The sequence below is a fragment of the Chryseobacterium arachidis genome, assembly GCF_900129245.1.
GTDB lineage: Bacteria > Bacteroidota > Bacteroidia > Flavobacteriales > Weeksellaceae > Chryseobacterium > Chryseobacterium arachidis.
Genome location: NZ_FQUT01000004.1, coordinates 384,053 through 396,455, shown reverse-complemented (window position 1 = coordinate 396,455; position 12,403 = coordinate 384,053). Strand labels below are relative to the sequence as shown.

The following is a 12,403-nucleotide window of genomic DNA, read 5'->3' as shown; positions in this document are numbered from 1 at the left end:
AATTACATCTTGAAACCACAGAATGGAATATCGATATCAGTCCTAAGAAGAACAATCTTATTTTTTGCTTTTGTTCTTCTGAACTTTTCGCTGGCTTTTGCACAGGAAAAGAAGGACATCCACATCCATTTTGAGAATGAAAGTGTAGCAGTTGAGAAAGGCTCTACTTTTACTGATTTTTTGGTTATTGAAAATGAAAGTTCCGAAACGATTACCATTCAGAATATTATCCCTGCAGAAAAATATCCGGGATTGCTTTTTTATCCTAAAAATGAATTTACCTTAGATGCCGGTCAGTCTAAAAATCTTCCCGTGAAGCTTATTGCCAACGTGGATTTTATGAAACTGAGGTCCAATGAGATCAAATTTAACATTTCATACACGACGCCAACCGTAACCGAGACTGAAAGTGCTTCATTTTTTGTTGTAAAAGAAGAGAACAAAAACGTCGCAATTTATACGGCAGCTTATGAGAATTTTATTAATCCTGCGCTCCCTGAATCCTCAATTCAGCTAATTGTAGAAAACCAGGGGTATAGTCAAAAAACCGTTAAGATTGATTTGCAGTCCATTCCTGATGGTTTAGAGATGATGCCCAAACAACAAACCGTATCTCTGGAAGGTTTGGAAAAACAAACAATTGAGATTAAAATCAGAGTCAGACAACAGAACACGCTTTATCCTGAATTTAATATTAATGCAACTGCCACAGATTTGCTTGATAATAAAATCGTGGGAAGCAACACGCTCTACTTGGTCATTTTATCGCACAATAGGCAAGTTTCTCGCGGAAACGAATCGGTGAGCGGAAGTAATTTTGCGGAATTCAGCTATAATGAAAACAGTTCAGGCTTTAATTACCTTCAATTGAGGGGAAACACAGCATTTCAGATAACTGAAAATATGAAATCTCGCTTCAATATGGGTGTGGATTATTATCTTGATGGCCGTTATAATTTGTATGATACATGGTTAGAATTGGAGAGAAAGAATACGCTATTAAGGGTGGGAAATGTTAATAGTAATGATTACGATTACCCGGTTTTCGGAAGAGGTGGGAAAATTTCCACAAAATTTGGTCAAAATAATCAGGTTGAAATTCTTGGGCTGGAAAACAATTATAATCTTTACGGTACTTATTTTCAGCAAACAAAAGGGTCTACCATGGCGGGTGCAAAATATGCTTTTGGAAATGCTAAATCTTTCAATGGAAAAGTGTCTTATATCTTCGACCATGATCCGCGCTTTAACATAGATACGCAGGTCGCAAACGCGACGGCATCATATTTAATTAACGATAAACATGCTATCCGTACTGAGCTGGGGCTGAGCCAAGAAAAAGGTCTTTCAAATAAAGATGAAAACACGGGAGCTTTAATAGGAGCCAATTACGAAGGAAAAATAGGGAAATGGGATATCCAGTCTGTTAATTCCTTTGCTACCAAAAGTTATGCAGGAATTAGAAGGGGATCTTTTATCTCAAATCAGCGGATCAGCCGCCAGTTTTCTGATTCTCAGCGTGCTTTTATACAATATCAGAATTCGCAGGTAGATCCTGAGTTCCTGAGTTTCCAGAGTGCGCCCATCCAATCTGGGAATAGCGCTAATCTTCGTTATTATTTCAACAGTACAGAATCTTTGGGATCAGGTTACCAGTTTTCCTTAAATAAGTGGAATTTTCTGCTGGCTCCAAAAGTTGAAAGGCAGAAAACAGCAAATTTTTATACATCGCAGGAGCTTTTTTCTTATCGGTTAGAAACCAACATAAGTGCTACGTTTGGTGCTCACGGATTGAATTTCACGGCGGAATATTCTTATTCAAAAGAGAAAAATCATACCGATTGGTTCAACAGTCTGAAAACAACTTTGTCTTACAGATATAAATCTTTTTCCCTAAACGGAACTGCTCAATGGAACGCAGTCAATGTCTTTGATTTAACTTCTTATTACAATACAGACCGTAATTTCGCCAACTATAATGTATATGCTTCGTATAATTTTCAGATGCTTAATCATAATCTGATCGGATCTTTTTCAGCCGGGACTTCCTATTCGGAACTTTATAGAAACTTAAACAGCAATGTGAGCGGTAATCTGGAATACAAAATTTCGCCTTCCTGGTCTACTACAGGTTATTTTAACCTATCAGGATATAAATCTACCGGTGAATATACAAGCAGTGACAGTTATTATCAGTTCAGAGTGGGGATTAAAAAATATTTTACTGCAGCTACGACGCTTGGAAATCATAAAGTGACGTTCCAGTTCTTTGAAGATAAAAATTTCAATGGACTTCTGGAGCCTGGTGAATCGGTACTTGCCAATGAAATAGTGAAACTGGACAATTTTGTCGCATTGACAGATAAAAACGGAAAAGTCGTTTTTCAGAATGTGCCTGAAGGTAATTATACGCTGAAGGTAAACGAAAATGCGGGTGCTCAGCTGATGATGGATCCTGTCATTATGGTAAATAAAAATATCAACCGCAAAGTGGGATTGGTAAAAAACATCAGGGTAAGTGGGAAATTAACGGAAATCAAACAAGCTTACGATACTGTAGAAACGGATGTAACGGGAATTATGGTGTATGCAAAAGGTGAAGATGGTAAAATTTATACCGCAGTAGTTAATCAAAAAAATGAGTTTGAGTTTTTCCTGAAAGACGGAAAATACGATCTCTATATTGAAAATGACAAATACAGCTACACACACCCAATCCAAACTATTAAGGTGACAAAAGAAGGTTATGCGGAAACCGTAATTTTTGAATATAAGAAGAAAGACACCAATATTAAGGTGAAAAAGTTTTAAATTTAAAAGTATGAAAACGATGAGGGCTTTTTTAACAGGAATTTTTATTGTGTTTTCCGGGTCTACGATCACGAAAGCTCAGGATGTGTACCTGTCGGTTCCTGAAAATAATATTTTTAACAGGGTTGAATTTACCTCAGTACCTACAAGGGTAATGTCGAATGCCAACAGAACAAACTGGGATTATGCCTTTTTGGGATTACTTCCAACAGCTCCTACATTTACCTCTGTATCCGGATCCACTTTTACGCACTCTACTTCCTCATCCACCTTACCCAACACCACACTTCTGTGGCAGTTAGAAAGTATGGGAGGACAGCTGCCGTCTACAGGATATTCAGGTTCTTTACCAGGTTTTCAGTCGTTCAGTACAAGTGCTCTAAAATGGTTTGAACCGCCATCGATCAGTGTCGGAGGGGGATTTAACAAAGGAAATATCAATTTTACGTTTAAAATACCAGCTGCTCAGTTTACAGCCAATGCATTCCGGGCCGGGAATTACTCAATGGATATTACTCAGAATTATAATGATTTTACACCGCGTAATTTTAAAACAATTTTAGTTATTCCTTCATCCATCAGATGGATCACAACATCTTTAACAAAATACATAGAAATATCTTCTTTAAACGACTACCGCAATACGAGCACGAAGGTGTGGGATTTGGGGAATACGGAAATTGCACATACAGTTGATTTTAATTTTTGGGCAAAAGCTGCTGCTGCCAATATTCAGTTCACTTCTTCAAAAGGTGTTCCGGGAACCAGAAGTATAGCATCCATTAAATTAGGTAGCAGTGGAGCTGCACTTACGACCAAGGCTTTGTCTGCCGATTTTCAGAATTTTTCCGCAGCTAATTTCAATGTCGTAGCAGGAAACAGAAATAACTTCACTCCGGGGCTTTATGTGAATGCGGACGATTTTAAAAACCTTTTTTTTGAAGCCGGAACGTATACGTTTGAACTGAACTTCAATGCTAAAAGTACAGATAATACAATTAACAGTTTACAAAATACGGCTGTTCAGTTAAAGGTGCTTCCTCTGTCGGAGATCATCATCCCCAGTTCCGGGAGAAATGTAAACTTCAATTTCAATACTGCTGCCCAGTACAACAACGGCCAGTCACAAATGATCCCCAACCAGATTATTTTATCCAATAATGAAAGTTTTGAGGTTTATGTGAAATCGGACGAAAATTATTTCAAGAAAGGTGGTATTCAGACCGACATCAATTCCAATATACTACAAATTGGCTTGGATGGAAGTTCTGTAAATGTTCCTCTATCCAAAACTCCCCAAAAAATACTCTTAAACGGAACACCTGTTTTGGATCGCGGACTCAACGTAAGATACACCATACCGGCTGCGGGTGCCCAAAGTTTGGTTGGAAAGGAAAATACCACTTACTCTATTAATGTTTATTATAGCTTTACCGCAATTTAACAGTAGTTTTAAAGTTTTTTATTTTAGATGATATAAGCTGAAATCAATCATAGGAATAGAATAATATCCTGGATCTCATTGCTGGGAAAAAATATTTTGGTGTTTTTCCTTTATCAGTTTGCGCTGCTGCCAAAAATCAATATAACGTCGTATCATGAATACTACGCCTATCTTTCTATGTTCCAGTACTTCGTTTTCATCTCAGAAGTATGCTCAGGCGCCAACACTATCTTTTATAATCAGACTCATCCGTCTTTTTGGTATCAAATCAAAAAATAGTCTTGGAAAAGACAATTGAATTACCTATTATTGCATTATTGGCGTTAAATCCTCTTTGTGAGAAAAAAATGTCTGCAAACCTGAATCAGAGATTAATCAACCTTAATTATACCAAAAATATGGTCTGAGGATTTAAGAATGGTTTGGCATAGAATAAAAAAATAATAGTTAACCGTGCTTTAAAAAGGCAGTAGTGGATTTTTTAAGCATTAATACTAGATTTATGGATGATGTTGTCAACGAACTGCAGTTAAAAATCGAAAGACTGGAAAACGAAATCAATTTCAAAAACGGACTGATCTCGATATTGTCTCATGACTCAAAAGAACTGTTTGGAACATTTTTGTTCCTTATAGAAGAGCTAGAGCAAAAAAACATAAGTGAGGAAGATTTTTTTACGTTGTTGCCGCAGGTAAAAAATGATGCAAAAAAAAATTTGCAAACTGTCCAGGACAGTATTGCCTGGCTAAAAACACAATACGGGGAGTTTAAGATTAAACCCGTTAAAATTAGAGTGATGGATCTTTTTCACTATTTAGAAGAAAGATATGCTGCTCAGTTAAAAGAAAAAAACATTAATTTTTATTTTAAAGGAGATCCCAATACCTTTGTCACAAGCGATCGGATCTTGCTCGAATATATTTTAGACAAAATTTTCAACAATGCGGCAAAATACTCCCTTCCCGGACAAGATGTTTATTTACAGGTGATTACAGAAGATGATCAGGTAGTGCTTTCTGTAACTGATTTCGGAACGGGAATGAATGAAAAATATTTATCTGGGATCTACACTTATAATATTCCTATATTCCTGGGAACTTCTGGCGAGAAAGGAGTTGGACTAAGTTTGAAAATTGTAAAAAATTTTATATCCTTGCTGCATGGAAACATCCAAATCATTTCCGCTGAAAATAAAGGCACAACGGTTTCCATTTTTTTAAGTAAATTTATAGAGTGATGGGTTCAAAAACAAACGTTCATATTGCGGTAGCAGATGATCATGGTATCGTCCGAATGGGCTTGATACAAACAATCAAACGACTCATGCCCGATGCCGTAATTTTTGAAGTAGAGGATTACAAATCGTTGTACAAACTTATTCTGAAAGAAGAATTGGATCTGGCCATTATGGACGTTAACATGCCTAATGGGACTGTTCAGGAAGCAATAGATTACATAAAAATTCACCGACCTGAACTAAAAATTCTAATATTTTCTTCACAGGATGAAGAGTTGTATGGCATACGCTACCTAAAAATGGGTGCTGGTGGCTATTTAAGCAAGCAAAGCTCTACTGAAGTCATTGAAACTGCTTTAACTGCAATGCTCAGCAAAGGCCGATATGTAAGTGATAGTGTAAAAGAAGCTATTTTTTTAGAATCATTAAATGGAACAGCCAAAAATTCTCCCTTTGAAGCACTATCAGACCGCGAATTGCAAATTGCCAATAAGCTTGCGGAAGGTCTTCCTCTTAAAGAAATTTCTAATCAATTGAATCTCCATTCATCGACGATCAGCACCTATAAAAACAGATTGTTTGAGAAGCTGAAAATACGGTCCATACCCGAATTGGTAGAGATTCTTAGGCTATATAATCAGTAAAGTCTCTATCACAGCGTTTTTGTTTTTACGAAAGCATAAAAAATTCAATCTTATCTCAATGAATGGCCCATATCTTTGGAATTAACAAAAGAGCTTACATTTCATATTTGGCATGTCATTTCTCGAGCGTTTCATAAAAGTACTATAAAAAGGAACGTCTAAATTCCAAGGGAGACAAGTTAACTTTCTTTTTGAACAGTTTATTAAATGACTGGGGATACTCAAAGCCAAGCAGATAGGCTATTTCGGCAACCGAAAGATCAGTTTTGTGCAGATATTCTTTCGCTTTTTCTAAAAGTCGGTTCTGAATATATTGCTGTGTATTATATCCGGTCATGGATCGCATTAGATCACTTAAATAATGAGTTGAGACGTTCAACATTTCTGCGATAGCTTCTACAGAGGGAATCCCGACCCTTAAGCTGTCCTGCGCATCAAAATGGTTATTCAGATAATGGTCTAATTTGTCTATAATACTATTATTATGTACCTTTCTGGTTTCAAACTGTCTCATATAAAACCGGTTGCAATAACTTAACAGCAGCTCAATCTGTGCGAGCAGTATCTGTCTGGAATGTTGATCAGTTGACTCATATTCCTGTGCAATCTTCAAAAATAATTCAATTGTATTTTCCTCCTCCTTTTCAGATAAATGAAGAGCTTCATTGACTGAATATGAAAAAAAGCCATAGTCTTTATCCATTGTGGACAGGGAATGCCCGCTTAGAAAATCGGGGTGTATAAATAAAGCAAATCCCGACGCCGACCTGTCGGTTTCCATATGCGGGCCTTCAAGAGAGAGTGTCTGCATTGGGGAAACGAAGGTCATGATTCCCTTATCATAGTCATAATATTCTCTGCCGTACTTTGTCTTGCCCGTGATATTTTTTTTTAAGGATATACAGTAGAACTTCATTGCAAAATTTTCCCACAGCTTGTGCTCAATAAATCGAATCTTTGACAGATCCACTACACTAATCAAAGGATGTGTAGGCGGGCGAATTGATATCAGCTGATGGTATGCAGAGATTGAATGTATTATATTCATCATGATCTCACAAAGGTACGGTAGAAAATTTATTTTTTCATCAATTTATCCCAAGATGGATTTTCCCAGTTCTTTCCGCATGGCTTCACGTCCAATTTCCGATTGTCTTTGGCAAAGTGCGGTTGCATCGGCACCTGCTATGTACGATACCTGATCTTTGCCGTCCGTGGCAGCTTCATATACAACCTGCGCAATTTCTTCTGCACTTGCAGCCGCCGCAAGCATTGTGTCAATAGTGGCGAAAAGTTTATCCTCAGTTTCCTTATAAGCAGGATGTGTTCTTTTGTCCAGCGATCTGCCGCCGAAATCTGTGGCAATGGCACCTGGTGCTACAGTCTTGATTCCGATATTATGTTGTGCAAGCTCAAAGGACATTCCTTCAGACCAGCCTTCCAGTGCAAATTTAGTAGCATTATATATTCCATTTAAGGGGAAACCTATAAACCCACCAAGTGATGTGGTGGTTATAAAAAGTCCACTTTTGTTTTCACGGAAATGAGGGATGAACGACTGGGTAACTCTGAAAACACCCAAGACGTTTGTATTTAATTCTTTTACGATATCTTCATCTTCAAAAGCTTCCATGGCTCCCAAAAGCCCATATCCAGCATTGTTAAATACCACATCAACCTTACCTAACGCAATTGCCGCAGTTACCGCTGATTTAACCTGCTCTAGGTCTGTTACATCCAGAGACAGCAAGTGGACATTTTCTAAGGTTGAAAGTTCTTCCTCTATGCTTGGATTTCTCATTGTTGCAATAACTTTCCAGCCTTTCTGCTGAAATAATTTTGCTGTTGCTTTGCCCAATCCGGTAGATGCGCCGGTTATAAATATTGTTTTTTGCATTTGCTTTGTAAATTGTTTCGGCAAAGGTCAGGCATTTGAGGTTATGAAGTGTTTCCAAATTAGAGAAATATGTTTCCAGATCGGAGTAAACGTTTAAAGATGTCAATAAAAAAACTTAAAGATTTATTTCTATTGATGTTTCAATCTATCATGGGTCTTTTTCTGAAAAAACCTTAATATGTTATGTGCGCGATAGTTCCTGTTTTTAGTCATATTATTTTTTTAAGTTTAAACAGGTTGATTTAAAGATGACCAAAAAAATAGCTATTCGTAATTCTTCAATTCTTTGAGCATATTTGTACTTCTTATTGCTGATAATAAGCTAATGGAAATTAAATTCAGCATATCTAAGATCTGGTACTTTACTTGTATACTTTACGTTATAATCAGTATCACTCCAAATCCTCTGTATAATGAAAAGCTATTTGTTCAACCTCGTTCTGTTTTTACTTACACCTTATTTTCTACAGGCACAGAAATTACAGTCGCCCAATGGAAAACTTGAAATGTCATTTACCATTAAGGAGGGAATTCCTTTTTATAATTTGATGTATAAAGGTACGGTTGTTATTGAGGATTCAAGGCTGGGCTTACGTTTATTTGATGATACTTATGTCCATTTTGCTTCTGAGGAAGAAAAACCATCAGGCAGCAGCTCAGATCTTGAAGGTGGCTTTACCAAAATATCTGAACAGAGGAGTCAGAAAAATGAGATATGGAATCCTGTTCTCGGCGAAAAAAAATCGTATACAAATCATTATAACGAACTGAGCGTTACACTACACCAGGTATCATCTGATAGAAATCTTGTAGTGAGATTCCGGCTGTTCAACGACGGATTGGGGTTTAGATATGAATTTCCATATCAGAAAAATTTTGAGCATTTTCGGATCCGGGAAGAAGACACAGAATTTGATTTTCCCACAGATATGAAAGCATGGTGGATTGTTGCTGATTATGATTCGCAGGAGTATCAGCCGCAGACCACATTAATTTCTCAGATTCCCGAGCAATGGGTTAAAGCTTACGACAAGCATTCTTCCCAGACTTTGGTGAAAAATGCTGTTCAATCCCCATTATTATTGAAAAAAGAAGGTAAGAACTCTCTGTATATTAATGTTGCAGAAGCTGCGGTGCTTAATTATCCGGCATCTCATTTGGAAGTAGATGCTGAAAAGTTTAAGTTTAAAACACATTTAACACCAAATAGATTGGGGGTCAAAGCATACCTCCAGACTCCGGCAGTTACACCATGGCGAACTATTATAGTATCTGACAAAGCCGCAGAGATATTAGATTCAAAGCTTTTGTTTAATCTTAATGAGCCAACTAAATACCAGGATACTTCATATATTCATCCTACTAAATACATGGGGGTTTGGTGGGAAATGATTATTGGAAAATCTAAATGGGCGTATTCCACCAACTCCAGCGTACAATTAGGTGAGACAGACTATACAAAACTAACACCTAACGGAAAGCATGGTGCAAACAATGAAAAGGTGAGAGAATACATAGATTTTGCCTCAGAAAACGGTTTTGACGGGTTGCTGATTGAAGGTTGGAATGTAGGATGGGAAGATTGGATGGGCCATGATAAGGAATTTGTTTTTGATTTTATTACGCCTTATCCTGATTTTGATATTGCGATGTTGAACCAATATGCACACAGTAAAGGAATAAAGCTCATCATGCATCATGAAACATCCGCGTCGGCCAGCAATTATGAGCGTTGGGCAGATAAAGCTTTTCAGCTCATGAATAGATATGGTTACGATGCTGTGAAGACAGGTTACGTTGGTGACATTATTCCAAGAGGGGAACATCATTATTCTCAATGGACTGTTAACCATTATTATCGAATTGCTGAAAAAGCAAACGAGTATAAAATTATGGTCAATTCCCACGAATCGATAAGACCAGGCGGCGAAAGCAGGACTTATCCCAACTGGATTACTGCAGAAGCTGCAAGAGGAACTGAGCATGAGGCATTCAAAGGAAACAACCCGGATCAGCAGACAATTCTTCCTTTTACCCGCTGGATAGGAGGATCAATGGATTATACACCGGGGATTTTTCAGACTAAGCTTGATTATTATTTTCCAGGAGACAAACGATTCGTAAAAACAACGTTGGCCAAGCAGCTTGCATTGTATGTTGTGATGTATATGCCTCTTCAGATGGCAGCCGATTTACCTGAGAATTACAGAAAGCATATGGATGCTTTTAAATTTATCAAAGATGTGGCTGCAGATTGGGATGACACAAAGATCTTACAGGCAGAACCAGGTGATTATATTATTACAGCGCGAAAAGCAAAAAACAGTGAGAATTGGTTTGTAGGGGGTATTACAGACGAAAACAAAAGGGAATTTGTCGTTGATTTCACTTTTTTAGATAACAATAAGAAATATAACGCAATTATTTATGAAGATGCTGCTGATGCAGATTATATAGATAATCCGCAGAGTTATAATATCTACAAGAAGACGGTTACAAACAAATCAAAGATTAAATTTAAAATGGCAAGAAGTGGAGGTTTCGCAATCAGTCTTACATCAAAGAAGTAAATACACCCTTAAATAATCAATCAAATTACGAACGACTTAAGGTCTTTCGATGTTTTTACAAGATTATTAATGGATATTGAAAATTTAAATATTACCTGTACGAGTCTTCATTATTAGCACTCTCTCTTTTGTTTATTAGGGAAAATAAAAGTTTAAACAGGTTCGAAATATGCCCAACAGTTTAGATCGTGATAATCCGTAATTTTGCGGTTCACTGCCTCTTTTATGAAAATTAAATAATAACAAACAAAGTGTATACACAATTAGAAAAATATCTGACCTCAAGAACTGAAATTGACAATAAGACACTTTCTTATATTTACCCGCATTTCAAATTCAAAAAAAACAAAAGAAACGAATTTCTCCTGAAAGAGGGTGAAATCTGTAAGAATTTTTACTTTGTCAACAAAGGCTGTATTCGACTTTTTAACATCAATAAAGAAGGAGAAGAAGCCACAAGATATTTTCATTTTGAAGATTCCTTAGGTACCGCACTGTCCAGTCTAATCAATGAGCGCCCTTCTTTTGAATTCATGCAGACCATTGAAGCTTCGGAACTCTTAGTGATAAACCGCGAAGATTTCTTTCATTTGGTTGGCACCATTCCACAGTTTGGTTTTATTTACCGACAGATTTTAGAATCAGCCTACATAAAATCGCAGGAAAGAATCTATTGTTTTCAAGGTTTGGATGCGGTAGAAAAAGTCCGCTGGGTTTTAACAAATCAGGCAAAATTGCTGACAAGGCTATCCAATAAAATGGTGGCCTCTTACTTAGGATTAACGCCTCAAACCTTAAGCAGATTAAAATCGAAGATCTGAAAATGTGAATATAGGACAACGTTTACAATATTAACTATTATCATCTTTGTGCTTAAGTAACAATTAAAAGTTCAATTATGATTTTAGTAACAACGCCAACCGGTAATACAGGCTCTATGATCCTTCGGAAATTGGTACAGCAGGGGCAGCAGGTTAAAATTTTTTTAAGGGATCCTCAAAAAATATCTGCTGATATATTAGAAAAAGTAGAAGTTACCACGGGCTCTCTACTCAACGAAGATGAATTTACAGATGCATTGAAAGGCTGTGATACGCTTTACTTTTGTGTGCCTCAAAGCAATACGCAGAAAGATGTAAATGCTTATTATGAAGATTTTGCAAAAGTGGCTTCGCGGTCAATTAAAAATGCAGGAACAAATAGAGTCGTCTATTTATCCAGCGGAGGTAAAGAAAGTAATTTGCAGGCAGGTCTTGTAACAGCACTGCACAGGGCTGAAGATATTATCAGCCAATCAGGGGCAGCAGTAAGAGCACTGCGTTGCCCGGTATTTTTTGAAACCATCCTGTACCAGATGTCATCTCTAAAAGAAAAAGGCGTATTCTCTTTACCAATGGATAGAAATCATAAATCCCCGCAAATCGCCATAAAGGATATTGCATCCAAAGCAGTAGAGTTTTTGACGGATGCGACCTGGACAGGCGTTCAAGGATTTCCGGTTCTCGGTCCGGAAGATCTTAGCTACAACGAAATTGCCCGACAGATGAGTGAACTGACAGGAAAAAACATTCGTTTTCTGCAGGTATCAAAAGATCAATATATAAAAACACTTTTGGAGCAACACCATACGAGCGAGGCATTTGCAATCTCTTTGACGGAAATGCTGACAGCGATTGATAATGGCTTATATGAAATTGAGCAAAGAGCAGTAGTTAATTCAACACCAACAACCATTAGAGAGTGGATGAATGAAAATTTGGTTTCTAAATTAAAGTGAAACAAGTAGTGATACATCAACGG

Annotated in this window: 10 protein-coding genes; 8 read left to right on the top strand and 2 right to left on the bottom strand. The window is 37.1% G+C overall.

Annotation, left to right across the window (positions count from 1 at the left end; all coding sequences use genetic code 11):
• Positions 1 to 9 precede the first annotated feature (9 nt).
• The 5 genes from BUA89_RS10345 (at position 10) to BUA89_RS10330 (ending at position 6,136) form a co-directional block, all read left to right on the top strand.
• The gene (locus BUA89_RS10345; protein WP_228420550.1) at positions 10 to 2,811 is read left to right on the top strand and encodes a fimbria/pilus outer membrane usher protein; all 2,802 of its coding nucleotides are present in this window, start codon (positions 10 to 12) and stop codon (positions 2,809 to 2,811) included.
• A gap of 10 nt (positions 2,812 to 2,821) precedes the next feature.
• A complete protein-coding gene (locus BUA89_RS10340) occupies positions 2,822 to 4,255 on the top strand; it encodes a hypothetical protein (protein WP_072956814.1) in 1,434 nt (477 codons plus the stop codon).
• A 281-nt stretch (positions 4,256 to 4,536) separates the two neighbouring features.
• Complete coding sequence (locus tag BUA89_RS23400; RefSeq protein WP_262487541.1) at positions 4,537 to 4,662, top strand: hypothetical protein; 126 nt, start codon at positions 4,537 to 4,539, stop codon at positions 4,660 to 4,662.
• Positions 4,663 to 4,727: 65 nt separating this feature from the next.
• Positions 4,728 to 5,492 (top strand): sensor histidine kinase, encoded by a 765-nt coding sequence (locus BUA89_RS10335; protein ID WP_228420549.1) that lies wholly within the window; start codon positions 4,728 to 4,730, stop codon positions 5,490 to 5,492.
• Positions 5,492 to 6,136, top strand: coding sequence for a response regulator (locus tag BUA89_RS10330; RefSeq protein ID WP_072956806.1), 645 nt, complete (start codon positions 5,492 to 5,494; stop codon positions 6,134 to 6,136). The genes BUA89_RS10335 and BUA89_RS10330 overlap by 1 nt, the downstream gene beginning before the upstream one ends.
• A 142-nt stretch (positions 6,137 to 6,278) precedes the next feature.
• Here the strand turns inward: BUA89_RS10330 and BUA89_RS10325 are convergent, their stop codons facing one another.
• Together BUA89_RS10325 and BUA89_RS10320 are read right to left on the bottom strand one after the other, a co-directional pair.
• Positions 6,279 to 7,052: a helix-turn-helix domain-containing protein gene (locus BUA89_RS10325; RefSeq protein ID WP_228420548.1), complete on the bottom strand. Its 774-nt coding sequence runs from the start codon at positions 7,050 to 7,052 to the stop codon at positions 6,279 to 6,281.
• Positions 7,053 to 7,229: 177 nt separating this feature from the next.
• The gene (locus BUA89_RS10320) at positions 7,230 to 8,033 is read right to left on the bottom strand and encodes an SDR family oxidoreductase (RefSeq protein WP_072956804.1); all 804 of its coding nucleotides are present in this window, start codon (positions 8,031 to 8,033) and stop codon (positions 7,230 to 7,232) included.
• Positions 8,034 to 8,446: 413 nt separating this feature from the next.
• Between BUA89_RS10320 and BUA89_RS10315 the strand changes: the two genes are divergently transcribed.
• The 3 genes from BUA89_RS10315 (at position 8,447) to BUA89_RS10305 (ending at position 12,380) form a co-directional block, all read left to right on the top strand.
• Entirely contained in the window at positions 8,447 to 10,603 is a 2,157-nt protein-coding gene (locus tag BUA89_RS10315) for a glycoside hydrolase family 97 protein (protein ID WP_072956798.1), read from the top strand.
• A gap of 251 nt (positions 10,604 to 10,854) precedes the next feature.
• Positions 10,855 to 11,424, top strand: coding sequence for a Crp/Fnr family transcriptional regulator (locus tag BUA89_RS10310; protein WP_072956793.1), 570 nt, complete (start codon positions 10,855 to 10,857; stop codon positions 11,422 to 11,424).
• A 77-nt stretch (positions 11,425 to 11,501) separates the two neighbouring features.
• On the top strand, positions 11,502 to 12,380 hold the full coding sequence (locus BUA89_RS10305; RefSeq protein WP_072956790.1) for an NmrA family NAD(P)-binding protein: 879 nt from the start codon (positions 11,502 to 11,504) through the stop codon (positions 12,378 to 12,380).
• Positions 12,381 to 12,403 lie beyond the last annotated feature (23 nt).

Bases quoted from the DNA above. Each gene is read 5' to 3' on its own strand.
- BUA89_RS10320 (WP_072956804.1), bottom strand. From the start codon at position 8,033: ATGCAAAAAACAATATTTATAACCGGCGCATCTACCGGATTGGGCAAA.
- BUA89_RS10340 (WP_072956814.1), top strand. From the start codon at position 2,822: ATGAAAACGATGAGGGCTTTTTTAACAGGAATTTTTATTGTGTTTTCC.
- BUA89_RS10305 (WP_072956790.1), top strand. From the start codon at position 11,502: ATGATTTTAGTAACAACGCCAACCGGTAATACAGGCTCTATGATCCTT.
- BUA89_RS10330 (WP_072956806.1), top strand. From the start codon at position 5,492: ATGGGTTCAAAAACAAACGTTCATATTGCGGTAGCAGATGATCATGGT.
- BUA89_RS10325 (WP_228420548.1), bottom strand. From the start codon at position 7,052: ATGAAGTTCTACTGTATATCCTTAAAAAAAAATATCACGGGCAAGACA.
- BUA89_RS10315 (WP_072956798.1), top strand. From the start codon at position 8,447: ATGAAAAGCTATTTGTTCAACCTCGTTCTGTTTTTACTTACACCTTAT.